Origin of the sequence: Citrobacter sp. W9 (genome assembly GCF_026719375.1) — a bacterium.
Taxonomy (GTDB): domain Bacteria; phylum Pseudomonadota; class Gammaproteobacteria; order Enterobacterales; family Enterobacteriaceae; genus Citrobacter; species Citrobacter werkmanii.
Genome location: NZ_JAPPTE010000008.1, coordinates 106,400 through 133,227 on the forward strand (window position 1 = coordinate 106,400; position 26,828 = coordinate 133,227).

The window sequence follows — 26,828 nt, forward strand, 5'->3', positions numbered from 1 at the left end:
GCTAACACTTAAACTTACTTTTAGTAAGTACGCACAAAAAGGTTAGTATGAAAATGACAGCGTCGACCCTCTCCCAGCAATTACGCGATGGCAATTTGTTTGCCGAGCAATGCCCTTCACGCGAGGTGTTAAAACACGTCACCAGCCGCTGGGGCGTGTTAATTCTGGTGGCGCTGCGCGACGGTACGCACCGCTTTAGCGATTTGCGCCGGAAGATGGGCGGCGTCAGCGAAAAGATGTTGGCGCAATCCCTGCAGGCACTGGAGCAGGACGGGTTTATCAATCGGGTGTCTTATCCGGTGGTGCCGCCGCACGTGGAATATAGCCTGACGCCGTTGGGTGAGCAGGTGAGCGATAAAGTCGCCGCGCTGGCGGACTGGATAGAACTGAATTTGCCGCAGGTTTTGGCGCAACGGGAAGAGCGGGTTGCGTGATAGGTTGGCAGTGTGTTTTGTAGGCCGGATAAGACGCTAGTGCGTCGCATCCGGCACGAGAGTTACTTACTCAAATCCAGCTGATAAATCGCAAAGCCGATATCATCGGTAGCGACTTTTTTCAGCGGATATTGCCCTTTCTCTTTGATAAACGCTGCGGCTTTCTCAGACGGTGACGTTTCAAAACGAATATCCAGTGGCGTATCACTGTGAATCGGCGCCAGACGCCAGTTGTTATCTGCCGCCGGATGAATTTCACCGGCACGCTTCGTCTCAGCACCAATCCATGCGGCCAGCACCGAGCGGTTTTCATCTGGTGACGCAAACGCGATGTGGTTGTCTCCGGTTCCGGCAAACTTACCGCCATAGGCGCGATAGTTGTTGGTCGCGACGAGGAAGGTGGCGTTAGGGTCGACAGGCTTACCGTTAAAGGTCAGATTCTTAATCCGCTCTGCTTTTGGGTTGATGGTCTGGCACTCGCCGTCGTAGCGGGCGGGCTGTGAAACATCAATCTGATAATTCACGCCGTCGATCACGTCAAAGTTATAAGTACGGAACCCATCCCAGTTGATCAGCGACTGCGGCTTGCTGCTGTGAATATCAATTTGATTAAACTGCCCGGCGGAACATTCCAGCCACTCTTTCACCTCTTTGCCGCTGGCTTTCACGACCACCAGGGTATTGGGATAGAGATACAAATCAGCGGCATTACGGAAGGTTAACTGGCCTTTTTCGACTTCGACAAAGCTGGCCGGATCGTTCTTGCGTCCACCGACCTTAAACGGCGCGGCCGCGGAAAGTACCGGCAATTTTGCCAGGTCCGGATCGCCCTGAATAAAATGTTCCACATAGGCTTTCTGGGCGTTATTCACCACCTGCACGGTCGGGTCATCCTGAACCAACGCCAGGTAGCTGTACATGTTGTCGGCGGATTTACCGATCGGTTTGCTGACGAATTCACGGGTGGCGTCGTGATCGGCTTTCAGGATCTCTACGATTTTTTTGTCTTCACCGGCCAGTGATTTTTTCGCCGCGGCGTCATAAATGGGGCGTGCCTCTGCTTTCGCCTGGCTGACCTGCCATTTACCGCTGTCGTTATTCAGTACCAAATCCACGACGCCCAGATGATCGCCCCACATGCCCGGCATCACCGCCGGTACGCCATTGAGCGTGCCTTTCGCGGTATCCGCGCCTTTAATATTGGCAAAATCTTTACCCGGGAAAACGGCGTGAGCATGACCAAACATAATGGCATCCACACCCGGTACTTCACTGAGATAATAAACGGAGTTTTCCGCCATCGTCTGATACGGGTCGGCAGAAAGGCCGGAGTGAGCAATCACCACCACGACATCAGCGCCTTTTTTCCGCATTTCCGGCACATACTTACGTGCGGTTTCGGTGATGTCATTTACCGTCACTTTGCCGCTAAGGTTAGCTTTATCCCAGGTCATGATTTGTGGTGGCACAAAGCCGATATAGCCAATCTTCAGCGTCTGCTTGTTACCTTGCTGGTCGACCACCTCAGTTTCTTTGATCAAATAAGGCGTAAATAGCGGCTTTTTGGTCTTAACATCGATGATATTGGCGTTAACGTAGGGGAACTTCGCTCCGGCCAGCGCGTTATGCAAATACGCCAGACCATAGTTGAATTCATGGTTGCCGAGGTTACCCACCGCGTAATCCAGCGTATTGAGCGCCTTATATACCGGGTGAGTTTCGCCCGCTTTCAGCCCTTTGGCCGCCATGTAATCCCCGAGCGGGCTGCCCTGAATCAGATCGCCGTTATCAACCAGCACGCTGTTTTTGACTTCACCACGCGCGGCGTTGATCAGACTTGCCGTGCGCACCAGGCCAAATTTTTCAGTCGGCGTGTCTTTGTAATAATCGAAATCCATCATATTGCTATGTAAATCAGTGGTTTCCATTATTCGCAGATCGACGGTCGCGGCATTCACGCTGGCTGCAATCAGCGTTGCCAGAAGCGTTGCACTAAACTTAATCATCAGGGGCATCCTTTTAAGATCTAAGCCACAAAAGAAAATGTATATAAATCTTCTTGCTTACAGAACTGTGAATCATGACATGAATATAGCGTTTAAAACCGCAGACGCTATCACAGTTGGCGGATCCCCTGACGATCGGGTATAAGTAAAACAACGAGTTAACACCACTGACAAACGAGGTGGAGAATGTTAGAACATGTATGCCAGCTTGCACGGAACGCGGGCGATGCCATTATGCAGGTCTACGATGGAATCAAACCGATGGAGATTACCAGCAAGCAGGATGATTCTCCGGTCACGGCGGCGGATATCGCTGCGCACACGGTGATCCTCGAAGGATTACAGGCGTTGACGCCGGATATTCCGGTTCTGTCTGAAGAAGCTCCTCCTGGCTGGGATGTTCGCCAGCACTGGCAGCGCTACTGGCTGGTGGACCCGCTGGACGGTACCAAAGAGTTTATTAAACGTAACGGTGAATTTACCGTCAATATTGCGCTGATTGAACAGGGAAAGCCGGTGCTTGGCGTGGTTTACGCGCCAGTAATGAAGGTCATGTACAGCGCGGCAGAAGGTAAAGCGTGGAAAGAAGAGTGCGGTGTGCGCAAACAGATCCTGGTACGTGACGCGCGTCCACCGCTGGTGGTAATTAGCCGCTCGCATGCCGACAATGAGTTAAAAGAGTATCTGCAACAACTGGGCGAACACCAGACCACGTCGATTGGCTCGTCGCTGAAATTCTGCCTGGTGGCGGAAGGGCACGCGCAGCTGTATCCGCGTTTTGGACCAACTAACGTCTGGGACACCGCCGCTGGCCACGCCGTTGCCGCCGCAGCCGGAGCGCACGTTCACGACTGGCAGGGGAAACCGCTGGACTACACCCCACGTGAATCGTTCCTCAACCCCGGCTTCCGGGTCTCTATTTACTGAGCAATTTATGCAGCAGGGCAATCACCTGCTGCACCTCTTCCTGCGTTAATGCACCATCTTTTGCCCACTGTACGCGTCCGTCCTTATCGAGTACCGCAATAGCGGAGCTTTCTTCATCCAGTTGCCAGGCTTTACGCGCAATGCCGTTGCTGTCGACAATAAATTGTGACCATGGATAGAGCTTCTTGTTGCTCTCCAGACTGCTGCGCACAAACATACCGGAGCCGGGAATGGCGTCATCCGTGTTGACGATAGTGGTGGTCTGGTATTTGTCGTGCGGCAGGTTCGCTGCTTTGATGGCTTCAATCAGGTTCGCGTTTTTCTCTTTAGCGGAGGTGCGCCCGGCGATGTGTTGCACAATCCGTACTTTGCCGGGCAGTTGCGCGCTATTCCAGCTTTTGTAGCTAAACTTATCGTTATCAAGAATCAGTTCGCCGCGATCGGCGATCCCCACCGGTGGTACGCGCTGGTTAGTCTCAAACTTATGGGCGGAGGCAATCATCGGCAGCAGCAGGCACGACAGCGCCAGCAGTTTTCGTAAGGTCATAGGTTTTCCTTCTTTCTTTATTTTGCAGGTGATCCGACCACTTGGGTCTGGAATTTAATCATATGTGCGATTGATGCTTTTTCCCGCAAGCGCGATGCCAGTTTGCGGACGGGCGCACAAATCCTGCGAAAATTGAAGGCTTATACTGAAGACAGCGAAGCGTTGAAAAGATAATTCTGAATAATTGTAACTTGAAGGTAAATAAACTTATACACGCTGGAAACATCAACGAGATAGTCTATAGTCATAGGGCATTAAAATTTGCGCCTGAGGATTGTCGGACCGATTGTGGTACCGCAAAGGCGTAATGCTCAGCAGGAGACAACAATGAAAATTTTCCAACGATACAACCCGCTGCAGGTGGCGAAGTACGTGAAGATCCTGTTTCGTGGACGGTTATATATCAAGGACGTAGGCGCTTTTGAATTTGATAAGGGTAAGATTCTTATCCCAAAAGTGAAGGACAAGCTGCATTTTTCGGTGATGTCCGAAGTTAACCGTCAGGTCTTGCGTCTGCAAACTGAGATGGCTTGATCAAAGTGCTATGCGGTAGTTAAAAAAACGGCTCCAGGACTGGAGCCGTTGATGTTTCTGCAAGGCGCTATGACGCCTTCGCCTCTTCCTTCGCATCCGGCAGTTTTGGGACCAGAACGGTAGGTTTACTGTCCAGACGCGTCACCAGCAGCTGATCGATCTTGTAATTATCGATATCCACCACTTCAAATTTGTAGCCTGAATATTTCACCGAGTCGGTGCGTTTCGGGATTTTACGCAACATGAACATCATAAAGCCGCCGATGGTCTCATAGTTGCCGGACTGCGGGAATTCGTCGATATCCAGGACGCGCATGACGTCATCAATCGGCGTACCGCCGTCAACTAACCATGAGTTTTCATCACGCGCCACGATCTGCTCTTCCAGGCCCTGACCGACTAAATCGCCCATCAGCGTCGTCATCACATCGTTGAGCGTGATAATCCCCACCACCAATGCATACTCGTTCATGATGACGGCAAAATCTTCGCCTGCGGTTTTGAAGCTTTCCAGCGCTTCAGAGAGCGTCAGCGTATCCGGGACGATCAGCGTATTGCGGATCTGCACGCCGCTGTTCAGTGCCATGCTCTGGTTGGCCAGCACGCGGTTGAGGAGATCCTTTGAATCGACATAGCCAATGATGTGGTCGATATCTTCGTTACACACCAGGAATTTGGAGTGCGGGTGTTCCGCCACTTTGTTCTTCAGGCTCTGCTCGTCTTCGTGAAGATCGAACCAGATAATGTTCTCGCGCGAGGTCATTGAAGACGGTACGGTACGGGATTCCAGTTCGAACACATTTTCAATCAGCTCATGTTCCTGCTTGCGCAGAACACCCGCCAGCGCACCGGCTTCGACCACGGCGTAAATGTCGTCTGACGTGATGTCATCTTTACGCACCATCGGGATTTTAAACAGGCGGAAAATGTTATTTGCCAGACCGTTAAAGAACCACACCAGCGGGCGGAAGACCAGCAGACAGAAGCGCATCGGGTTGATGATACGCAAAGCCACAGCTTCTGGCGCAATCATACCGATGCGTTTCGGGGTTAAATCCGCGAACAGGATGAACAGGCCAGTAACCAGTGAGAAGGACAGAATAAAACTTAACTGTTCGGACAGCTCTGGAGCGAAGTACTTTGAGAACAGACTGTAAAACGCCGGGGAAAAGGCCGCATCACCAACGATACCGCCGAGAATGGCGACCGCGTTAAGGCCAATCTGCACCACGGTAAAAAACATGCCGGGGTTTTCCTGCATCTTCAAAACACGCTGTGCGTTTACATTGCCTTCATCGGCAAGCAGTTTAAGTTTGATTTTGCGTGATGCGGCAAGCGAGATCTCGGATATCGAGAAAAACGCACTCACGGCGATCAGGCAGAGAATGACTAAAATACTGTTTAACATATCTTATCCGACCGTTCGGGTCAGATCCTCGGAAGGGAGAAGTTGATAAATCCGTGTGAAATACACATTGAAAACCGGCTCGTGGAAGTGAGCCGGTAAATTCAGAAGCTAGTATAGCGTAAGGTACTGTAACGTCGCCAGAGGGGGAAATTTATCCTTGTGGTGGCAAACACACGCCAATCCCGCCAATTCCACAATATCCGTAAGGGTTTTTGTGCAGATATTGTTGGTGATCGTCTTCGGCATAATAGAACGGGGTTGCCGTACTGATTTCCGTTGTAATGGTCCGCTCGTCGCCAGCGGCGGTCATCGCCGCCTGAAAACGCTCAAGGCTGGCCTGTGCTGCGGCGGTTTGCTCTGGCGTTAAGGGATAAATAGCGGAACGATACTGCGTACCCTGGTCGTTCCCCTGGCGCATACCTTGCGCCGGGTCGTGATTTTCCCAGAACACCTGCAGCAGTTGCTCGTAGCTGATAACATGCGGGTCATAGACGACGCGTACCGCCTCGGCATGCCCGGTATCGCCAGAGCAAACTTCCCGATAGGTCGGGTTAGGGGTATAGCCGCCGGTGTATCCGGCTGCGGTGCTGTACACGCCGGGTAATGACCAGAATAAACGCTCCACGCCCCAGAAACATCCCATGGCGAAAAGGGCGATTTCCATACCGTCGGGCACGTTGGTCATCGAATGTTGGTTAACCGCATGCAGCGTTGCCACTGGCATCGGGGTGTTGCGTCCAGGTAGCGCATCTGCTTGAGTAACGAGATGCTTTCTATCAAATAAACTCATGGCCGTTCTCCCGAAATCAGTCATTTGGGTTAAGGTTGTAACGAGACGCGTCTTTGCCCACAATAAACGGCATGAATACGTCTAGAGTTAAACATAAGAAATATTTGGGTTGCCGTCTGTTTTTCAACTCTTATTGTTGATTTTTTGTTAAGCCGAGGAACGGCATAGTATTTTTTTCCAGGGGTGGGAAAAAAGGATATTCAGGAGAAAATGTGCCACATATCCGTCAGTTATGTTGGGTGGGATTACTGTGCTTAAGTGGCTCCGCCGCCGCCGCGAATGTTCGCTTACAGGTCGAAGGATTATCAGGACCGCTGGAGAAAAACGTCCGTGCGCAGCTGTCCACGATTCAAAGTGATGAAGTCACGCCAGACCGACGCTTTCGTGCGCGCGTTGATGATGCCATCCGCGAAGGGCTAAAAGCGCTGGGCTACTTTGAGCCGACCATCGATTTTGAGCTGCGCCCGCCACCGGCGAAAGGACGCCAGGTGCTGATTGCCAAAGTAACCCCCGGCGAGCCGGTGCTGATTGGCGGCACCGAAGTGATTCTGCGCGGTGGCGCGCGTACGGATAAAGATTACCTGGATCTGCTGAAAACGCGCCCGGCAATCGGCACCGTGTTGAATCAGGGAGACTATGACAACTTCAAAAAATCCCTCACCAGCGTGGCGCTGCGCAAAGGTTATTTCGACAGTGAATTTAATAAAAGCCAGCTTGGAATAGCGCTTGAGCGCCGTCAGGCGTTCTGGGATATCGATTACAACAGCGGCGAACGCTATCGCTTTGGGCATGTCACCTTTGAAGGCTCGCAAATTCGTGATGAGTACCTGCAAAACCTGGTGCCATTTAAAGAAGGTGAAGAGTACGAGTCGAAAGATCTGGGGGAACTGAACCGTCGTCTGTCGGCGACCGGATGGTTTAATTCTGTGGTTGTCGCGCCGGAATTTGATAAAGCCCGCAAAACCAAAGTGCTGCCGCTAAAAGGCGTGGTCTCGCCGCGTACCGAAAACACCATCGAAACCGGGGTTGGTTATTCCACTGACGTCGGGCCACGGGTGAAGACCTCGTGGAAAAAGCCGTGGATGAACTCCTATGGCCACAGCCTGACCACCAGCGCCAGCATCTCTGCGCCAGAGCAGGTCCTTGATTTTAGTTATAAAATGCCGCTGTTAAAGAACCCGCTGGAGCAGTATTACCTGGTGCAGGGCGGCTTTAAGCGTACCGATTTAAACGACACCGAGCAGGACTCCACGACGCTTGCGGTTTCCCGCTACTGGGATCTCTCCAGTGGCTGGCAGCGCGCGATTAACCTGCGCTGGAGCCTCGACCACTTTACGCAGGGTAACGTCACCAATACCACTATGCTGCTCTATCCGGGCGTGATGATTAGCCGGACACGTTCGCGCGGCGGTCTGATGCCCGTCTGGGGCGATTCACAGCGTTATTCCATTGATTACTCCAATACGGCCTGGGGCTCAGACGTTGATTTCTCCGTCTTCCAGGCGCAAAACGTCTGGATCCGCACGCTGTACGACAAGCATCGCTTTGTGATGCGCGGTAACCTCGGCTGGATTGAAACCGGGGACTTCGACAAAGTGCCACCGGATCTGCGTTTCTTCGCCGGGGGCGATCGCAGTATTCGCGGCTATAAATACAAATCTATTTCGCCTGAAGGCAGCGACGGTAAGCTGAAAGGGGCCTCGAAGCTGGCAACTGGCTCGCTGGAATATCAGTACAACGTGACCGGGAAATGGTGGGGTGCGATGTTTGTCGATAGCGGCGAAGCGGTCAGCGATATCCGCAAAAGCGATTTCAAAACCGGCGCCGGGGTCGGCGTACGCTGGCAATCGCCGGTCGGTCCCATCAAGCTCGACTTTGCCGTTCCTGTCGGCGACAAAGATGAACATGGTTTACAGTTTTACATCGGTCTGGGGCCTGAATTATGAGTTTATGGAAGAAGATAAGCCTCGGCGTGCTGATTTTTATCCTGCTGTTGTTAGGAACGGTGGCGTTTCTTGTCGGCACCACCTCGGGCCTGCACCTGATCTTCAAAGCAGCTAATCGCTGGGTTCCGGGGCTGGAAATTGGTCAGGTCACCGGCGGCTGGCGGGATTTATCGCTCAAAAATATTCGTTATGACCAGCCTGGCGTGGCGGTGAATGCCGGCGAAGTGCATCTGGCCGTCGGGCTGGAGTGTCTTTGGGATAGCAGCCTGTGCGTCAACGATCTGTCGCTGAAAAATATCAACGTGGCGATCGACAGCAAAAAGATGCCGCCTTCAGTACCGGTTGAGGAAGAGGATAGCGGCCCGCTTAACCTTTCCACACCTTATCCGATTACGCTTTCACGCGTGGCGCTCAACAACATCAATATCAAAATCGATGACACCACGGTTTCAGTGCTCGATTTTACCTCCGGCCTGAACTGGCAGGAAAAAACGCTGACCCTGAAGCCAACGTCATTACAGGGCCTGCTGATTGCCCTGCCTAAAGTGGCGGAAGTGGCGCAGGAAGAGGTCGTTGAACCGAAGATTCAAAACCCGCAGCCGGATGAAAAACCGCTCGGCGAAACGCTAAAAGATCTGTTCTCAAAGCCGGTGCTACCGGAAATGACCGATGTCCATCTGCCGCTCAACCTCAATATTGAAGAGTTTCGCGGCGAGCAACTGCGCGTGACCGGGGATACGGATTTAACGGTGCATAACATGCTGCTCAAAGTGAGCAGTATTGACGGCAACATGAAGCTCGACGCGCTGGATATCGACTCTAATCAGGGCACGGTAAACGCCAGCGGTACGGCGCAGCTCACCAACACATGGCCGGTAGATATTACCCTCAACAGCACGCTGAACGTCGATCCATTAAAAGGCGAAAAGGTGAAGCTGAAGGTCGGCGGCGCGCTGCGTGACCAGCTGGAAGTCGGCGTCAATCTGTCTGGCCCGGTTGATATGGACCTGCGTGCGCAGACGCGTCTGGCAGAAGCCGGATTACCGCTCAATCTGGAAGTGGTGAGTAAGCAGGTTTACTGGCCGTTTACCGGCGACAAGCAATTCCAGGCCGATGACATCAAGCTCAAGCTGACCGGCAAAATGACCGACTATACGTTGTCGATGCGTACCGCGGTGAAAGGGCAGGATATTCCTCCGGCTACCATTACGCTGGACGCCAAAGGCAACGAACAGCAGATTAATCTCGACAAACTGAGCATTGCGGCGCTGGAAGGGAAAACCGAACTGAAAGCGCTGGTGGACTGGCAGCAGGCGATCAGCTGGCGCGGGGAGTTAACGCTGGATGGTATCAACACCGCGAAAACAATCCCGGACTGGCCGTCAAAGCTGAATGGTCTGGTGAAAACGCGCGGCAGTCTGTACGGCGGAAGCTGGCAGATGGAGATTCCTGAGCTGAAGCTGACCGGTAACGTGAAGCAGAACAAGGTTAATGTAAACGGCTCGCTGAAGGGGAACAGCTACCTGCAGTGGACGATCCCGGGCCTGCATCTGGAACTGGGGCGCAACAGTGCGGACGTGAAAGGGGAACTGGGGGTTAAGGACCTCAATCTCGACGCGACGATTGATGCCCCGAGCCTGGATAACGCGCTGCCGGGATTAGGCGGCACGGCGAAAGGGCTGGTAAAAGTTCGCGGTACGGTAGAAGCGCCACAGCTGTTGGCGGACATCACCGCCCGCGGCCTGCGTTGGCAGGAGCTTTCCGTTGCTCAGGTTCGCGTCGAAGGCGACGTGAAATCGGCGGAGCAAATCGCCGGTAATCTCAACGTTCGCGTAGAACGGATTGTACAACCTGACGTGAATATCGGCCTGGTGACGCTCGATGCCAAAGGCAGTGAGAAGCAGCATGAGCTACAGCTGCGCATTCAGGGCGAGCCGGTCTCAGGGCAGCTCTCCCTGGCAGGCAGCTTTGATCGCAAAGAGCAGCGCTGGAAAGGGGAATTAAGCAATACCCGTTTCCAGACGCCGGTTGGTCCGTGGGCGCTCAATCGTGCGATCGCGTTGGATTATCGCAATCAGGAACAAAAAATCAGCATTGGACCGCATTGCTGGAACAACCCGAATGCGGAGCTGTGCGTACCACAAACCATTGATGCTGGTGCAGAAGGACGCGCGGTGGTGAATCTCAACCGTTTCGACCTGGCGATGCTGAAACCGTTTATGCCGGATACGACTCAGGCCAGCGGGGTGTTCACCGGCAAAGCCGATGTCAGTTGGGACACGACCAAAGAGGGGCTGCCGCAGGGGCAGGTCACGCTTTCCGGGCGTAACGTGAAGGTCACGCAAAGCGTGAACGATGCGCCGCTGCCTGTGGCATTTGAAACGTTGAATCTGACCGCCGACCTGCACGACAACCGTGCCGAGCTGGGCTGGCTGATTCGCCTGACTAATAACGGGCAGTTTGACGGAAAGGTGCAGGTGACGGATCCACAAGGGCGCCGTAACCTGGGCGGCAACGTCAATATCCGCAACTTCAATCTGGCGATGGTGAACCCTATCTTCTCACGTGGTGAAAAGGCCGCGGGGACGATCAACGCCAACCTGCGTCTGGGCGGCGATGTGCAAAGCCCGCAACTGCTTGGACAACTGCAACTGAGCGGATTGGATATCGACGGTAACTTTATGCCGTTTGACATGCAGCCAAGCCAGTTAGCCGTTAACTTCACCGGAACACGCTCAACGTTGGCGGGTGTGGTGCGTACGCAGCAGGGGGAAATCAACCTGAGTGGCGACGCAGACTGGAGTCAGATCGACAACTGGCGGGCGCGCGTTGCGGCGAAAGGCAGCCGGGTGCGGATCACCGTGCCGCCGATGGTGCGTCTGGATGTCTCGCCGGATGTGGAATTTGAAGCGACACCGAGCCTGTTTACCCTGAACGGCAATGTCGATGTGCCGTGGGCGCGTATCGTGGTCCACGATCTGCCGGAAAGCGCGGTAGGGGTGTCCAGCGATATGGTGATGCTTAATAACGATCTGCAGCCCGAGAAACCACAGACCGCCGGGATCCCGATCAACAGCAACCTGAATATCCACGTCGGTAATAACGTGCGTCTTGATGCCTTTGGTCTGAAAGCGCGTCTGACGGGCGATCTGAAGGTGGTGCAGGATAAACAGGGGCTGGGGCTTAACGGGCAGATTAATATCCCGAGCGGTCGCTTCCATGCCTATGGTCAGGATCTGATTGTGCGTAAGGGTGAGCTGTTATTCTCCGGTCCGCCGGATCAGCCGTTGCTCAATATTGAAGCGATTCGTAACCCGGATGCTACAGAAGATGACGTGATCGCCGGCGTTCGCGTCACGGGCACGGCTGATGAACCGAAAGCGGAGATCTTCTCCGACCCGGCGATGTCGCAGCAAATGGCGCTGTCCTACCTGCTTCGTGGGCAAGGACTGGATAGTGAACAGAGCGACAGCGCGGCGATGACTTCAATGCTTATTGGCCTGGGGGTTGCACAAAGTGGTCAGGTTGTGGGTAAAATCGGGGAGACATTTGGCGTAAGCAATCTGGCACTGGACACGCAAGGGGTGGGTGACTCATCTCAGGTCGTTGTCAGCGGATACGTACTGCCAGGTCTGCAGGTGAAATATGGTGTGGGTATATTTGACTCCTTAGCGACACTCACGCTACGTTATCGTCTGATGCCTAAGCTATATCTGGAAGCAGTGTCTGGCGTAGATCAGGCACTTGATTTGCTCTATCAGTTCGAGTTTTAGCAATGCGAATATTTGTCTACGGCAGTTTACGAACCAAACAAGGCAACAGCCACTGGATGACCAATGCCCTGTTGCTGGGAAATTTCAGTATCGACAACTACCAGTTGTACAGCCTGGGCCACTATCCAGGCGCCGTTCCGGGAAATGGAACAGTACACGGGGAAGTTTATCGTATTGATAACGCCACGCTGGCAGAGCTTGACGCTCTGCGTACCCGTGGTGGTGAATACGCACGCCAGCTAATTCAAACGCCGTACGGAAGTGCATGGATGTACGTGTACCAACGTCCGGTTGATGGCTTAACGCTGATTGAAAGCGGTAACTGGTTAGACAGAGACCAGTACTGATGTGAACACGCCACCCTCGGGTGGCGTTGTTTTATGTGCCCGTTGCACTCGCATTTGGGCACAAAAAAGCCCCGGCATGCGGGGCTTAGCATCAAAAGTAAGAATTACTTCTTCGCGCGCTCGAAGGAAGCAACGATTTCAGCTTTAGCAGCTTCTGCGTTGTCCCAACCGTCAACTTTCACCCATTTGCCAGCTTCGAGGTCTTTATAATGCTCGAAGAAGTGGGTGATCTGCGCTTTCAGCAGTTCCGGCAGGTCGGACACATCTTTGATGTGATCGTATTCTTTGCTCAGCTTGGTGTGCGGTACCGCAACCAGTTTCGCATCTTCACCGGATTCGTCGGTCATTTTCAGAACGCCAACCGGACGGCAGCGGATCACTGAACCAGGCTCCAGCGGGTACGGAGTCGGGACCAGAACGTCAACCGGATCGCCATCCAGAGACAGAGTGTGATTGATGTAACCGTAGTTGCACGGATAGAACATCGCGGTGGACATGAAGCGGTCAACGAACAGGGCGCCGCTCTCTTTGTCAACTTCGTATTTGATCGGATCTGCGTTGGCAGGGATCTCGATAACAACGTAGATATCTTCCGGCAGGTCTTTACCGGCAGGGACGTTGAGTAAGCTCATGTCTGTTTCCTTTAAATAAGCTATGGCAAACAAGTGGCGGGTATTATAGCCAACTCGCGCGGAATGTCTCCGCTTGTTTTCGCTTTCTCTACTCCCATTGTCTTCTTTTTGCTCCTCTCTGGTGACAGAAAAATCCATATCTTCAGCCGCATTTTTCATAGTGATATGAAAGCGATTACAAACTTGTGATTAACGTTTTATTTACTTTTTTGAAGTGTGATGTAACGCAATCCGTTACATGCTCAATTGTCTATAGTTTTTTCGCGACGGTTTATTAACCAACAATAATCACCCTACGAGGACGCACTTATGTGGAAGCGCTTACTTTTAGTCACAGCAGTTTCGGCAGCCATGTCGTCTATGGCAATGGCAGCCCCATTAACCGTAGGATTTTCGCAGGTTGGCTCTGAATCCGGCTGGCGCGCCGCAGAAACCAACGTGGCGAAAAGCGAGGCCGAAAAGCGCGGAATTACGCTGAAAATCGCTGACGGCCAGCAAAAGCAGGAAAACCAGATTAAAGCAGTCCGCTCATTTGTTGCCCAGGGCGTCGATGCCATCTTTATTGCGCCGGTCGTGGCAACAGGTTGGGAGCCGGTGTTAAAAGAGGCCAAAGATGCCGACATTCCGGTCTTTTTGCTCGATCGTTCCATCGATGTAAAAGACAAATCTCTCTATATGACTACCGTCACCGCCGATAACGTGCTGGAAGGCAAATTAATCGGCGACTGGCTGATTAAAGAAGTGAACGGCAAGCCGTGTAACGTCGTTGAGCTACAAGGAACCGTTGGCGCCAGCGTGGCGATCGATCGTAAGAAAGGGTTCGCTGAAGCCATCGCTAACGCGCCAAACATCAAAATTATCCGCTCTCAGTCCGGCGACTTCACCCGCAGTAAAGGGAAAGAAGTGATGGAGAGCTTTATTAAAGCGGAAAACAACGGCAAGAACATCTGCATGGTTTACGCCCACAACGATGACATGGCGATCGGCGCTATTCAGGCGATCAAAGAGGCGGGCCTGAAACCAGGCAAAGATATTCTGACGGGGTCAATCGACGGCGTACCGGATATCTACAAAGCGATGATTGATGGTGAAGCCAACGCCAGCGTCGAGCTGACGCCGAATATGGCTGGCCCGGCATTTGACGCGCTGGAGAAATTCAAAAAAGACGGCACGATGCCTGAGAAGCTGACCATTACCAAATCGATCCTCTATCTGCCGGATACCGCGAAAGAAGAGCTAGAGAAGAAGAAAAACATGGGCTACTGAGCCTTCATGAAACTGCCGGGGGCGCTGCGTTTGCCCGGCCTACATTAAGCTCTTTGTAGGCCGGATAAGGCGTTACGCCGCCATCCGGCATTTGTTGCCTGATGGCGCTGCGCTTATCAGGCCTACGAAACGCCGTGACCTCGTACCGGAGGAATGCCATGACCACCGACCAACACCAGGAAATCCTCCGTACAGAGGGCTTAAGTAAATTCTTTCCCGGCGTCAAAGCGCTGGATAACGTGGATTTCAGCCTGCGACGCGGCGAGATCATGGCATTGCTCGGCGAAAACGGGGCGGGGAAATCGACGCTGATCAAAGCGTTGACCGGTGTATATCATGCCGATCGCGGCACGATCTGGCTCGAAGGCCAGCCTGTCTCCCCCAAAAATACCGCCCATGCCCAGCAACTGGGGATTGGTACCGTGTACCAGGAAGTGAACCTGCTGCCCAATATGTCGGTAGCGGATAACTTGTTTATTGGCCGCGAACCGCGGCGCTTTGGCCTGTTGCAGCGCAAACAGATGGAAAAGCGCGCGACGGAACTGATGGCGTCGTACGGTTTTTCCCTTGATGTGCGCGAGCCGCTGAACCGCTTTTCCGTGGCAATGCAGCAGATCGTTGCCATTTGTCGGGCGATCGATCTCTCCGCGAAGGTACTGATCCTCGATGAACCTACCGCCAGCCTCGATACCCAGGAAGTTGAAATGCTGTTCGGCCTGATGCGGCATCTGCGCGATCGCGGCGTCAGTCTGATCTTCGTCACCCACTTCCTCGATCAGGTTTATCAGGTCAGCGATCGCATCACCGTCCTGCGTAACGGCGGCTTTGTGGGCTGCCGTGAAACCCATGCGCTGCCGCAGATCGAACTGGTCAAAATGATGCTGGGCCGCGAACTGGATACCCACGCGTTACAGCGTGCGGGCCGCACGTTGCTGAGCGATAAACCGGTGGCGGCGTTTAGTGATTTTGGTAAGAAAGGCACTATCGCCCCGTTCGATCTGCAAGTGCGTCCCGGTGAGATCGTCGGTCTCGCCGGACTGCTGGGATCCGGGCGAACGGAAACGGCGGAGGTGATCTTCGGCATCAAACCCGCCGACAGCGGCAGCGCACTGATCAAAGGTAAACCGCAGACCTTGCGATCGCCGCATCAGGCTTCGTGCCTGGGGATCGGTTTTTGCCCGGAGGATCGCAAAACGGATGGCATTATTGCCGCCGCCTCGGTGCGGGAAAATATCATTCTGGCGTTGCAGGCGCAGCGCGGTTGGTTGCGCCCCATTCCCCGCAAAGAACAAAACGAGATTGCCGAGCGCTTTATTCGCCAGCTTGGTATTCGCACCCCTAACGCCGAACAGCCGATCGAATTTCTCTCCGGCGGCAATCAGCAAAAAGTCTTGCTGTCGCGCTGGTTACTGACCAAACCGCAGTTTCTGATCCTCGATGAACCCACGCGCGGGATCGACGTCGGCGCGCATGCCGAGATCATCCGCCTGATCGAAACGCTGTGTGCCGATGGTTTGGCCCTGCTGGTTATCTCATCGGAACTGGAAGAACTGGTGGGTTATGCCGATCGGGTCATTATTATGCGCGATCGCAAACAGGTGGCCGAGATCCCACTGGCTGAATTGTCCGTCCCGGCGATCATGAACGCCATTGCGGCCTAAGGAGACTATGGTGATGCCTCAATCTCTCCCTCAATCCAATCCGCCTGAACGACGGTTTCATTGGCCCAAGGGAATGCCACAGCTGGTGGCGCTACTGCTGGTGCTGCTGGTGGACAGTCTGGTCGCGCCGCACTTCTATCAGGTGATTTTGCAGGATGGTCGGCTGTTCGGTAGCCCGATTGATATTCTCAACCGCGCCGCACCCGTGGCGCTGTTGGCGATTGGTATGACGCTGGTGATTGCCACTGGCGGCATTGATCTTTCCGTTGGCGCTGTGATGGCCATTGCCGGGGCGACGACCGCGGCGATGACGGTGGCCGGGCACAGCCTGCCGGTAGTGCTGCTTGCCGCTTTAGGCTCCGGCATTCTGGCGGGATTGTGGAACGGAGTTCTGGTGGCCATCCTCAAGATCCAACCGTTCGTCGCCACGCTGATCCTGATGGTTGCCGGGCGCGGCGTCGCGCAGTTGATCACCTCCGGGCAGATCGTCACCTTCAACTCGCCTGAGCTTTCCTGGCTTGGCAGCGGCTCACTGTTACTGTTCCCCACGCCGGTGATTATTGCGCTACTGACGCTGGTGGTGTTCTGGCTGCTGACGCGGAAAACGGCGCTGGGCATGTTTATTGAAGCGGTGGGTATCAACATTCGCGCGGCGAAAAACGCCGGGGTCAACACCCGCATTATTGTGATGCTTACCTATGTCTTGAGCGGCCTGTGTGCCGCTATTGCCGGGATCATTGTTACCGCGGATATTCGCGGCGCGGATGCGAATAACGCCGGATTATGGCTGGAGCTGGACGCTATTCTGGCGGTGGTCATTGGCGGCGGTTCGCTGATGGGCGGGCGCTTTAACCTGCTGCTGTCGGTGATAGGCGCGTTAATTATTCAGGGGATGAACACCGGGATTTTACTGTCGGGCTTCCAGCCGGAACTGAATCAGGTGGTCAAAGCCGTCGTGGTGTTGTGTGTGCTGGTTGTGCAGTCACAACGCTTTATCAGCCTGATAAAAGGAGTGCGTGGTCATGATAAAACGTAATTTACCGCTGATGATCACCCTCGGCGTGTTTGTGCTGGGCTACCTCTACTGCTTGACGCAATTTCCGGCTTTTGCTTCCACCCGGGTGATTTGCAATATCCTGACCGATAACGCTTTTTTAGGGATTATCGCCGTCGGCATGACCTTCGTGATTCTCTCTGGCGGGATCGACCTTTCCGTTGGCTCGGTGATTGCCTTTACCGGCGTATTTCTGGCAAAGGCGATTGGCTACTGGGGGATTTCTCCGTTACTGGCCTTCCCCCTGATTCTGCTGATGGGCTGCGCGTTTGGCGCGTTTATGGGATTACTGATTGATGCGCTGAAGATCCCGGCGTTTATCATTACCCTGGCGGGAATGTTCTTTTTGCGCGGCGTTAGCTATCTGGTTTCTGAAGAGTCGATCCCGATTAACCATCCGGTTTATGACACGCTCTCCAGTCTGGCATGGAAAATTCCCGGCGGCGGTCGTCTGAGTGCGATGGGTTTGCTGATGCTGGCGGTGGTGGTCATCGGCATCTTCCTCGCGCACCGTACACGGTTTGGCAATCAGGTATATGCGATTGGCGGCAACGCCACCTCTGCTAACCTGATGGGGATCTCCACCCGCAGCACCACCATCCGTATTTATATGTTGTCTACCGGCCTGGCCACGCTTGCCGGCATTGTTTTTTCAATTTACACCCAGGCCGGTTATGCGCTGGCGGGCGTCGGTGTCGAGCTGGATGCGATTGCCTCAGTCGTGATTGGCGGTACGCTGTTGAGCGGCGGAGTGGGTACGGTTTTAGGCACCTTGTTTGGCGTGGCTATTCAGGGCCTGATCCAGACCTACATTAATTTTGACGGCACATTAAGTTCCTGGTGGACCAAGATCGCGATTGGTATTTTATTGTTTATTTTTATTGCCTTACAACGCGGTCTCACGGTGCTTTGGGAAAATCGTCAAAGCTCGCCGGTCAGCCGCGTAAGCACGGCAGCGACACCAAAGTAACGTCCTGATTTTTCAAGAGACATTTAAATACCTAAACTTTTTCCGGTTGTAGTCGATAGGTTCTGTACAGGTCTGTTTTAACCCTACAACCGGAAATATAACAATGCCAAAATCCCTTTCAATTCGATCAAGTTTGTTGGTGTTATTGTCTCTGCTGGCGTTTCTGCTGTTGCTGACCGGCGGGATGGGGCTATATGCCTCTACCCGCATTATTACTTCATTGATTTATCACGGTATTATGAGTGCAGCAATGCTGGCGGCCATCGCCTTGCTGGCGGTTATTTGGTTTATGCTGCGAAATAAGTTTCTCAAACCGCTGGATAACATTGTTGAACAGCTGGAACGTCTGGCGACAGGCGATTTGTCGCCAGTTAGCGCGCCGTCGGCCAGCGCCGAATTCAACCGTCTCAACGCGGCAATGGATGAAATGCGCCATGCGCTGGGCGACTCGGTGCAACGCGTGCGTGACGCCAGCTCGCAAATTGATATCGGTAGCCGTGAACTGACGGCCGGAAACCAGCATCTGGCGCAGCGTACTGAATCGACAGCCACGTCGCTGGAACAGACCGCTGCCAGCATGGAAGAGTTAACGGCGACCGTGAAACAGAATGCGGACAACGCCGAACAGGCGCACCAGTTGGCAAAATCGGTATCGGATACCGCCGATCGCGGCAGCGAGATGGTGTGCTATGTGATCGAGAAAATGCGCGATATTGCCGGCAGTTCCAGTCGTATTGCCGACATCCTTAGCGTGATAGACGGCATCGCATTCCAGACCAATATTCTGGCGCTCAATGCCTCCGTTGAAGCGGCGCGGGCCGGTGAGCAAGGACGGGGTTTTGCGGTTGTCGCAGGTGAAGTACGTAATCTGGCCAGCCGCAGCGCCGAAGCGGCAAAAGAGATCCGCGCGTTAATCAGCGATTCGCACACTCACGTCGGTGAAGGTAGCGAGCTGGCGCAACAGGCGGGCGAAACCATGGATGAGATTGCCACTGAGGTGATGCGCATGACTAAGCTGATGCGTGAAATCGCCAGCGCGTCCCAGGAGCAGAGTCGCGGCATAGAGCAGGTGAATATCGCGGTGATTCAGATGGATGAAACGGCGCAGCAAAATGCGGCACTGGTACAGCAGTCTTCAGCGGCTACCCGCTCGTTGGAAGAGCAGTCACATGCGCTGCTGGAGGCGATGGCGGCGTTTAAGCTACAGACAACGTAACCGAACGTAGGCCTGATAATGCGAAGTCGGTCACTGAATCATGCCGATTGCGACTTCGCTTATCCGGCCTACAACGTACAGTAGGCCGGGATAGGGCGTTTACGCGTCCGGGAACTCGCGGATAAAGCGTTCTACATCTTCAACCATATGGTCATTGCCCACGAAGAAGGAACGGCGCTGGTGCAGGCTTTCCGGAATGATATCCAGAATACGTTCTTTACCATCGCTGGCTTTGCCGCCCGCCTGCTCGGCCAGGAAGGCCATCGGGTTGCATTCGTACAGCAGACGCAGTTTCCCTTGCGGGTGGCTGGCGGTGCTTGGGTACAGGTAGATCCCGCCCTTCAGCAGATTGCGATGGAAATCCGCAACCAAAGAGCCAATGTAGCGCGAGGTGTACGGGCGCTGGGTTGACTTATCTTCTTCCTGACAGAATTTAATGTACTTCTTCACGCCATTCGGGAATTTGATGTAGTTGCCTTCGTTAATGGAGTACGTGCTGCCTTTTACCGGGAAGCGCATACGTTCCTGGCTGAGGCAGAATACGCCCAGAGAAGGATCGTAGGTAAAGGCGTGTACGCCACAGCCGGTGGTATATACCAGCATGGTGGAAGAACCATAAACCACGTAGCCCGCAGCAACCTGCTTGTTGCCCGGCTGCAGGAAATCCTCTTCCGTAACCGGTGTGCCGACTGGGGTTACGCGGCGGTAAATAGAGAAAATCGTACCGACAGAGACGTTAACATCGATGTTGGATGAGCCATCCAGCGGATCCATTAGCACAACATATTTTGCGTGTTCGCAGCCTTCGAAGACGACGATTTCATCTTCTTCTTCCGAGGCAATGCCCGCCACAATGTCGCGCGCCTTCAGTGCAGCTTTCAGTTTTTCGTTCGCGAACAGATCGAGTTTCTGCTGAACCTCTCCCTGCACGTTCTCAGCACCGCTGGCACCCAGGATATCGACCAGACCGGCCTTGTTGATATCGCGGTGGATGATCTTGGCGCCCAGCTTTATTGCCGACAACAAAGCAGTGAGTTCACCGGTAGCATGAGAAAACTCGTGCTGCTTTTCGACAATAAATTCACCTAACGTTTTCATAACACTTTCCCTGCAATTTATGTGGAGTAAAGCGACCGCAACAATATTAACAAATATTTCCATTGTTGCGCTTAGGTGAATCGCGCCAGCAAACTACGGAATATCCTGAAATGCGTTTCTCACTTGCCGGACATGTGCGTAAAATGGCCCCCAGATTAAAAAAGGATAGTGACGTATGCGCATTCATATTTTGGGAATTTGTGGCACTTTCATGGGCGGTCTGGCGATGCTGGCGCGCTCGCTTGGTCATGAAGTAACCGGTTCGGACGCCAATGTGTATCCGCCGATGAGTACCTTACTTGAGAAGCAAGGCATTGATTTAATTCAGGGTTACGATGCCAGCCAGCTCGACCCGCAGCCGGACCTGGTGATCATCGGCAACGCCATGACCCGTGGTAATCCCTGCGTGGAAGCGGTGCTTGAGAAAAACATTCCATACATGTCCGGCCCGCAATGGCTGCATGACTTTGTGCTGCGCGATCGCTGGGTGCTGGCGGTTGCGGGGACGCACGGTAAAACCACCACTGCCGGAATGGCGACCTGGATCCTTGAAGCCTGCGGCTATAAGCCTGGCTTTGTGATCGGCGGCGTACCGGGCAACTTTGAGGTTTCTGCGCGTCTGGGCGAAAGCGACTTCTTCGTGATTGAGGCGGATGAGTACGACTGCGCCTTCTTCGATAAGCGTTCTAAATTTGTGCATTACTGCCCGCGTACGCTGATCCTCAATAACCTTGAGTTCGATCACGCGGACATCTTTGACGATCTGAAAGCTATTCAGAAACAGTTCCATCACCTGGTACGTATCGTGCCGGGCCAGGGACGCATCATCTACCCGGAAAACGACATCAATCTGAAACAGACGATGGCGATGGGCTGCTGGAGCGAACAAGAGCTGGTGGGTGAACAGGGTCACTGGCAGGCGAAAAAGCTGACCACCGATGCATCCGTTTGGGAAGTGTGGCTGGACGGTGAAAAAGTGGGCGAGGTGAAGTGGGGCCTGGTCGGCGAACATAACATGCACAACGGTCTGATGGCGATTGCGGCTGCCCGTCATGTTGGCGTAGCGCCTGCCGACGCGGCGAATGCGCTGGGCTCGTTCATCAACGCCCGTCGTCGTCTTGAACTGCGCGGCGAAGCAAACGGCGTGACGGTGTATGACGATTTTGCTCACCACCCGACGGCGATTCTGGCAACGCTTGCCGCACTGCGCGGTAAAGTGGGCGGCACCGCGCGCATTATCGCGGTACTGGAACCTCGGTCGAACACCATGAAAATGGGCCTGAGCAAAGACGATCTGGCGCCGTCGTTAGGACGCGCGGATGAAGTGTTCCTGCTGCAACCGCCGCATATTCCGTGGCAAGTGGCGGAAGTCGCTGAGGCCTGCGTACAGCCTGCGCACTGGAGCGGCGATGTCGATGCGCTGGCAGATATGGTGGTGAAAACCGCACAGCCTGGCGATCATATCCTGGTGATGAGCAACGGCGGGTTTGGCGGCATCCATCAAAAACTGCTGGATGGCCTGGCGAAGAAAGCTCAGGCAGAAGAAGAGTAAAAAATGCCCGGTGGCGCTACGCTTACCGGGCCTACGATGCGTTGTAGGCCGGATAAGGTATTTGCACCGCCATCCGGCACTTTCGGCAGACGAAGAGGTTACGCCTCGTTTTCTGCCAGTTCACGCAGGTACTGGAAAATCTGACGCGCTGATTTCGGCGGCTTGTTGCCCGCTTTTTCTTTCCTGGCGTTACGCACCAGAGAACGCAGTTGCTGACGGTCGGCGTCAGGCCACAGGTTCATCACTTCTTCGATGGCTTCATCGCTGCCGTCAACCATACGGTCACGTAGTTGCTCCAGCTTATGGAAGACAACAACCTGCTGGTTGTGACGGTTTTTCAGCTTGTCCAGCGCCTGACGGATAGGATCAACATCGCGCTGGCGCAACATTTTGCCAATCAGCTGCAGCTGGCGGCGGCGACCTTCCATCTTAATGCGCTGGGCCAGCTCAATGGCGGCACGTAAATCCGCGTCGAGCGGGATTTTATCCAGCGCGTTTTTCCCCAGTTCTACCAGTTCCACACCCAGGCGTTTTAACTCCTCGGCGTCACGTTTTATTTCACTTTTACTGACCCAGATAATTTCATCGTCTTCGTCTTCGATGTCATCACCGGGAACGTCGTCGAGCCAGTCTTCGGGCTGCTTAGTCATGTCAGGCTCCTTAAAAAAAGAGGCTAATGTTACCAGTTAAGATGCGCACTGAAAAACGGTTCTCTGTTAGACTTCAGAGAAACTCTCTCTACATTATGGCATTTGCGATGAAAGTAATCTCACAAGTTGAAGCGCAGCGTAAGATTCTGGAAGAAGCGGTCTCGACGGCTCTGGAATTAGCGTCAGGTAAGTCGGATGGCGCGGAAGTCGCTGTTAGCAAGACCACGGGTATTAGCGTCAGCACCCGTTATGGTGAAGTGGAGAACGTAGAATTCAATAGCGATGGTGCGCTGGGGATTACGGTTTATCACCAGAACCGTAAGGGCAGCGCATCCTCCACCGATTTAAGCCCGCAGGCGATTGCCCGTACCGTGCAGGCCGCGCTGGACATCGCTCGTTACACCTCGCCGGATCCGTGCGCGGGCGTGGCAGATAAAGAACTGCTGGCCTTTGATGCGCCCGATTTGAACCTGTTCCACCCCGCGGACGTTTCCCCTGACGAAGCCATCGAACTGGCTGCTCGTGCTGAACAGGCGGCGCTGCAGGCTGATAAGCGTATCACCAATACCGAAGGCGGCAGCTTTAACAGCCACTATGGCATCAAAGTGTTTGGCAACAGCCACGGCATGCTGCAGGGCTACTGCTCCACGCGTCATTCCCTTTCCAGCTGCGTGATCGCGGAAGAAAATGGCGATATGGAGCGTGATTACGCTTACACCATTGGCCGGGCGATGGGCGATCTGCAAACGCCGGAATGGGTAGGGGCAGACTGTGCGCGCCGTACCTTATCGCGCCTGTCTCCGCGTAAGCTTTCCACCATGAAAGCGCCGGTTATTTTCGCCAATGAAGTGGCGACCGGACTGTTCGGACACCTGGTCGGCGCGATTGCTGGTGGCTCTGTATATCGCAAATCCACTTTCCTGCTGGACTCGCTGGGCAAACAAATTCTGCCGGAATGGTTGACCATTGAAGAGCATCCCCATCTGCTGAAAGGGCTGGCCTCCTCGCCATTTGACAGCGAAGGCGTACGCACAGAGCGTCGTGACATTATTAAAGAGGGCATTTTGACCCAGTGGCTGCTGACCAACTACTCTGCCCGTAAGCTGGGGCTGAAGAGCACCGGTCATGCGGGCGGGATTCACAACTGGCGTATTCCCGGACAAGGTCTAAGCTTCGAGCAGATGCTCAAAGAGATGGGCACGGGCCTGGTGGTGACCGAGCTGATGGGGCAGGGCGTAAGCGGCATTACCGGCGATTACTCGCGCGGTGCGGCGGGCTTCTGGGTCGAAAACGGCGAAATTCAGTATCCGGTGAGTGAAATTACCATCGCCGGTAACTTAAAAGAGATGTGGCGTAATATCGTCACCGTTGGCAACGATATTGAAACGCGCAGTAATATTCAGTGTGGTTCAGTCCTGTTGCCGGAGATGAAGATCGCCGGGCAATAATACCCGTCATACTTCAAGCTGTGGCGTGAATTATTGAGGGCATCTGGCGTTTGTTTATTTTTGAATAATAAAAAAGGAAGTGAGCAATGCGTAAACACCTGTTAGCGATCGTCGCAGCTTCAACGCTGATTCTTGGTTCTTCTGCGTTTGCAGCCGATCTTGAAGACGATATGGGGATCCTCAACGACAACCTGAAAATCGTCGAAAAAACGGATAATGCGACTGAATTGAAAGACGCGTTAACCAAAATGCGAGCAGCCGCGCTGGACGCGCAAAAGGGAACGCCGCCGAAGCTGGAAAACAAATCCCCGGACAGTCCGGAGATGAAGGATTTCCGCCACGGCTTTGACACGCTGATCGGTCAGATCGACGGCGCGTTGAAGCTGGCGAACGAAGGTAAAGTCAAAGAGGCGAAAGCCGTTGCGGAAGACCTGAAAAAAACACGCAACGAAAACCACAAGAAGTTCCGTTAATTTGCTCTATCCGGCCTGCAAATCGTAGGCCGGATAAGACGCCAAAGGCTATCCCCGTCACATTTTTTCAACTTTAGAGTTAGAGAAGTCATTCGCCGAACTGGCTGTTTTCTGCTCATCTCTTGCGATGCCCGTCACAGTTTCCCGCCACTAAAGCGCAAATATCGCCTTTTCTGCGGCATAGATCACTATCGCTGCGCCTCTTTCCACTTCGAAGTGGAAAACAACTCGCTACAAACTTTTAACCCCCGCCGCTAATTTACCCTCAGAGCCATTAGTGGGGTAAGACGAGTGAATAACGGAGCTGTAATGAATGACATGGGGGAATCGGTTGAACTGGCCGACCGCATGCTGGCGCAAGTGTATGCCTTGCTGCGTGAACGCCACATTATTCCCAACGCCGTACAGGAACAGATGCTGACATCGCATGTTCGCGCCATGGCGCACCGCTCGGTAACGGGTGAACCCTTACCAGAAGTCGATGCCAGTTTGTTTGATGAAATATCTGCCGAATCAATGGCGCTTGCCCGCGACGTGGTCGCTGAGTTTGGCAATCTTCCTGAGGAAGAGGCCTGGCTGCTGTCGGTGCACTTCGAAGTCGCGAAAGACAACCTTTAAGGAGCAAAAGATGGATCAAATTACCGTAGTGATTGGCGATCGCCTGGGTAAAGGCCAGAAAGTGGCGGCAGGCGTTGAGAAAGCGGGTGGCCGCGCGGTCGTGGTGCCGGGTGTCGCGGCAGATATGAAGCTGGGCGATGTGATGAAAGCGGAAAACGCCACCTTTGGGATCTCGTTTTGCGGTAGCGGCGGGGCGGGCGCGATTACCGCGCAAACCAAATATGGCTACAAGGCGAAATATGGCATGCGCTCGGTCGATGAAGGGGTAACCGCCATCAACGAAGGCTGCAACGTGTTGGGGTTCGGTTTTATGGACAAAGAAGAACTCGGCGAGCGCCTGGTACAGGCGTGGCAAAAGAAATACGGCGCTTAAGCATGAAAGAGCAATTCACCACCACGGTGAGAGTCACGGGTAAGGGGGAGGCTAAAGCGCGCGCCTTTGCCGACGCCCTGAACCACGTTCAGGCTGCGGTGATGAAAGCGTCCCCGCATATCTTACTGCGTATTGAGCCACAGGATGTGCAGGTTGTTCAAGCGCGTGAAACGGTGCGCAAAGAGGCGTTTTTGTTCCTCTTCCTGCGCCGGGAAAGACGCACCTTCAGCGTGGAGCTGGACGTGACCGTCAACGTGACTGCCATCAATCTCGACAAAGTGGATTTCGTTACGCAACGCTGATCTTTTATTAAAAGGCATAATTATGTTCCTGATAATATTAATAAAATCGCTCATCATCGGCGGCCTGGTTGGCGTCGGTGTCGGCGCTGGGGCTGCACGCATGTTTCATGCGCCGACCACTCAAGGGATGGGCGCGTTTCGTACTCTGGGAGAACTGAATTCCTGTGAAGGGGATCCGGCTTCTCACTTCTCATTCGGTCTGGGCTTTTTCTTTAACGCCTGGGCTTCTTCCGTTGCCGCAGGGGCGTTCACGCAGGACGTCGACCATCGCATCATCCCCAACTGGGGGGCCGCCGCGCTGATGATCAAAAATCGCAACGTTGGTGAAACGCTGCACGATCCTAAGCGCATGGCGATCGCCTGCGGTGTTATCGGCATGATTGTCGTGACCTTCCTGAACCTCACCGCGTCATCCGTACCGGAAGCGCTACAGGTTACTGCCGTTAAGGTGCTGGTGCCCGCGGCAAACCTGCTGGTCAACACCGTGATGCCAGTGATCTTCTGGCTGGCGGCGATTGATGCCGGCAAGAAATCCGGCTTCTGGGCTACCGTTTTTGGCGGCGCGGCGCAGTTAATTATGGGTAACGCCGTCCCGGGTCTGGTTCTGGGCATTTTGATCGGCAAAGGTGTTGAAGAGAGCGGCTGGAACCACGTGACGAAAGTGATGATGGTGGCTATCGTCGCGCTGTTCGTCCTGAGCGGCTTCTTCCGCGGCTTCGACATGAAGATGATCGAATCCTTCCATCTGACCGTGCCTGACTGGTTGGAACTTATCCATAACTCGCTCAGCGGTAAATAACGGA

General features: G+C 53.9%; 25 protein-coding genes. 18 read left to right on the top strand and 7 right to left on the bottom strand.

The window, feature by feature from the left end:
• Positions 1-53 precede the first annotated feature (53 nt).
• Positions 54-434 carry a winged helix-turn-helix transcriptional regulator gene (locus tag OOJ59_RS13720; RefSeq protein WP_038642973.1) on the top strand — a complete coding sequence of 127 codons (381 nt, stop codon included), beginning with the start codon at positions 54-56 and terminating at the stop codon, positions 432-434.
• A gap of 62 nt (positions 435-496) precedes the next feature.
• On the opposite strand, the gene OOJ59_RS13725 is transcribed toward OOJ59_RS13720, so the two are convergent.
• Positions 497-2,440 carry a bifunctional 2',3'-cyclic-nucleotide 2'-phosphodiesterase/3'-nucleotidase gene (locus OOJ59_RS13725; protein WP_038636604.1) on the bottom strand — a complete coding sequence of 648 codons (1,944 nt, stop codon included), beginning with the start codon at positions 2,438-2,440 and terminating at the stop codon, positions 497-499.
• 186 nt (positions 2,441-2,626) lie between these two features.
• Here OOJ59_RS13725 and cysQ point away from each other — a divergent pair, with 186 nt between their 5' ends.
• Positions 2,627-3,367 (top strand): 3'(2'),5'-bisphosphate nucleotidase CysQ, encoded by a 741-nt coding sequence (cysQ, locus tag OOJ59_RS13730; protein WP_038636607.1) that lies wholly within the window; start codon positions 2,627-2,629, stop codon positions 3,365-3,367.
• On the opposite strand, the gene OOJ59_RS13735 is transcribed toward cysQ, so the two are convergent.
• Positions 3,357-3,914, bottom strand: a complete 558-nt coding sequence (locus tag OOJ59_RS13735) for a YtfJ family protein (protein WP_038636612.1) — start codon at positions 3,912-3,914, stop codon at positions 3,357-3,359. The genes cysQ and OOJ59_RS13735 overlap by 11 nt on opposite strands.
• Positions 3,915-4,241: 327 nt before the next feature.
• Between OOJ59_RS13735 and OOJ59_RS13740 the strand changes: the two genes are divergently transcribed.
• Entirely contained in the window at positions 4,242-4,448 is a 207-nt protein-coding gene (locus tag OOJ59_RS13740) for a DUF1107 domain-containing protein (protein ID WP_003025710.1), read from the top strand.
• 67 nt (positions 4,449-4,515) lie between these two features.
• Here OOJ59_RS13740 and OOJ59_RS13745 read toward each other — a convergent pair whose 3' ends face one another.
• Entirely contained in the window at positions 4,516-5,856 is a 1,341-nt protein-coding gene (locus tag OOJ59_RS13745; RefSeq protein WP_003025713.1) for a hemolysin family protein, read from the bottom strand.
• A gap of 151 nt (positions 5,857-6,007) precedes the next feature.
• Positions 6,008-6,646, bottom strand: a complete 639-nt coding sequence (gene msrA, locus OOJ59_RS13750) for a peptide-methionine (S)-S-oxide reductase MsrA (protein WP_032940276.1) — start codon at positions 6,644-6,646, stop codon at positions 6,008-6,010.
• Positions 6,647-6,858: 212 nt separating this feature from the next.
• Here msrA and tamA point away from each other — a divergent pair, with 212 nt between their 5' ends.
• The 3 genes from tamA to OOJ59_RS13765 are packed head-to-tail and all read left to right on the top strand — an operon-like array spanning position 6,859 to position 12,712.
• Positions 6,859-8,592, top strand: coding sequence for an autotransporter assembly complex protein TamA (gene tamA / locus OOJ59_RS13755; protein WP_038636617.1), 1,734 nt, complete (start codon positions 6,859-6,861; stop codon positions 8,590-8,592).
• Positions 8,589-12,365, top strand: a complete 3,777-nt coding sequence (gene tamB, locus OOJ59_RS13760) for an autotransporter assembly complex protein TamB (protein WP_160955492.1) — start codon at positions 8,589-8,591, stop codon at positions 12,363-12,365. The genes tamA and tamB overlap by 4 nt, the downstream gene beginning before the upstream one ends.
• Before the next feature lie 2 nt (positions 12,366-12,367).
• Positions 12,368-12,712 (top strand): gamma-glutamylcyclotransferase family protein, encoded by a 345-nt coding sequence (locus tag OOJ59_RS13765; protein WP_003025723.1) that lies wholly within the window; start codon positions 12,368-12,370, stop codon positions 12,710-12,712.
• 104 nt (positions 12,713-12,816) lie between these two features.
• On the opposite strand, the gene ppa is transcribed toward OOJ59_RS13765, so the two are convergent.
• Complete coding sequence (ppa, locus tag OOJ59_RS13770; RefSeq protein ID WP_038636623.1) at positions 12,817-13,344, bottom strand: inorganic diphosphatase; 528 nt, start codon at positions 13,342-13,344, stop codon at positions 12,817-12,819.
• A gap of 309 nt (positions 13,345-13,653) precedes the next feature.
• On the opposite strand from ppa, the gene ytfQ reads away from it, so the two are divergent.
• The 5 genes from ytfQ (at position 13,654) to OOJ59_RS13795 (ending at position 19,511) form a co-directional block, all read left to right on the top strand.
• Complete coding sequence (gene ytfQ, locus OOJ59_RS13775; protein WP_006686362.1) at positions 13,654-14,610, top strand: galactofuranose ABC transporter substrate-binding protein YtfQ; 957 nt, start codon at positions 13,654-13,656, stop codon at positions 14,608-14,610.
• 158 nt (positions 14,611-14,768) lie between these two features.
• A complete protein-coding gene (gene ytfR / locus OOJ59_RS13780; protein ID WP_038636628.1) occupies positions 14,769-16,271 on the top strand; it encodes a galactofuranose ABC transporter, ATP-binding protein YtfR in 1,503 nt (500 codons plus the stop codon).
• A gap of 13 nt (positions 16,272-16,284) precedes the next feature.
• Positions 16,285-17,307 carry a galactofuranose ABC transporter, ATP-binding protein YtfT gene (gene ytfT, locus OOJ59_RS13785; protein ID WP_038642975.1) on the top strand — a complete coding sequence of 341 codons (1,023 nt, stop codon included), beginning with the start codon at positions 16,285-16,287 and terminating at the stop codon, positions 17,305-17,307.
• Positions 17,294-18,295 (top strand): galactofuranose ABC transporter, permease protein YjfF, encoded by a 1,002-nt coding sequence (gene yjfF, locus OOJ59_RS13790; RefSeq protein ID WP_085048453.1) that lies wholly within the window; start codon positions 17,294-17,296, stop codon positions 18,293-18,295. The genes ytfT and yjfF overlap by 14 nt, the downstream gene beginning before the upstream one ends.
• 103 nt (positions 18,296-18,398) lie before the next feature.
• Complete coding sequence (locus OOJ59_RS13795) at positions 18,399-19,511, top strand: methyl-accepting chemotaxis protein (RefSeq protein WP_074458528.1); 1,113 nt, start codon at positions 18,399-18,401, stop codon at positions 19,509-19,511.
• Positions 19,512-19,610: 99 nt separating this feature from the next.
• Here the strand turns inward: OOJ59_RS13795 and fbp are convergent, their stop codons facing one another.
• The gene (fbp, locus tag OOJ59_RS13800; protein ID WP_032940279.1) at positions 19,611-20,609 is read right to left on the bottom strand and encodes a class 1 fructose-bisphosphatase; all 999 of its coding nucleotides are present in this window, start codon (positions 20,607-20,609) and stop codon (positions 19,611-19,613) included.
• A 175-nt stretch (positions 20,610-20,784) separates the two neighbouring features.
• Here fbp and mpl point away from each other — a divergent pair, with 175 nt between their 5' ends.
• Positions 20,785-22,161, top strand: coding sequence for a UDP-N-acetylmuramate:L-alanyl-gamma-D-glutamyl-meso-diaminopimelate ligase (gene mpl, locus OOJ59_RS13805; protein ID WP_038636634.1), 1,377 nt, complete (start codon positions 20,785-20,787; stop codon positions 22,159-22,161).
• A 98-nt stretch (positions 22,162-22,259) separates the two neighbouring features.
• Here mpl and yjgA read toward each other — a convergent pair whose 3' ends face one another.
• Positions 22,260-22,811, bottom strand: a complete 552-nt coding sequence (gene yjgA, locus OOJ59_RS13810; RefSeq protein ID WP_038636638.1) for a ribosome biogenesis factor YjgA — start codon at positions 22,809-22,811, stop codon at positions 22,260-22,262.
• Between the two features lie 95 nt (positions 22,812-22,906).
• Between yjgA and pmbA the strand changes: the two genes are divergently transcribed.
• The 6 genes from pmbA to OOJ59_RS13840 all read left to right on the top strand — a co-directional run bounded on the left by pmbA (position 22,907) and on the right by OOJ59_RS13840 (position 26,824).
• Positions 22,907-24,259 carry a metalloprotease PmbA gene (gene pmbA, locus OOJ59_RS13815; protein WP_160955493.1) on the top strand — a complete coding sequence of 451 codons (1,353 nt, stop codon included), beginning with the start codon at positions 22,907-22,909 and terminating at the stop codon, positions 24,257-24,259.
• An 86-nt stretch (positions 24,260-24,345) separates the two neighbouring features.
• Positions 24,346-24,732, top strand: a complete 387-nt coding sequence (gene cybC, locus OOJ59_RS13820; protein ID WP_038636643.1) for a cytochrome b562 — start codon at positions 24,346-24,348, stop codon at positions 24,730-24,732.
• A gap of 309 nt (positions 24,733-25,041) precedes the next feature.
• A complete protein-coding gene (locus OOJ59_RS13825; RefSeq protein WP_016151467.1) occupies positions 25,042-25,350 on the top strand; it encodes a PRD domain-containing protein in 309 nt (102 codons plus the stop codon).
• A gap of 10 nt (positions 25,351-25,360) precedes the next feature.
• Positions 25,361-25,723: an SFCGS family glycine-rich protein gene (locus OOJ59_RS13830; RefSeq protein ID WP_038636646.1), complete on the top strand. Its 363-nt coding sequence runs from the start codon at positions 25,361-25,363 to the stop codon at positions 25,721-25,723.
• Between the two features lie 2 nt (positions 25,724-25,725).
• Positions 25,726-26,025, top strand: coding sequence for a DUF4312 family protein (locus tag OOJ59_RS13835; protein ID WP_038636649.1), 300 nt, complete (start codon positions 25,726-25,728; stop codon positions 26,023-26,025).
• Positions 26,026-26,047: 22 nt separating this feature from the next.
• On the top strand, positions 26,048-26,824 hold the full coding sequence (locus tag OOJ59_RS13840; RefSeq protein ID WP_006686375.1) for a DUF4311 domain-containing protein: 777 nt from the start codon (positions 26,048-26,050) through the stop codon (positions 26,822-26,824).
• Positions 26,825-26,828: the final 4 nt, after the last annotated feature.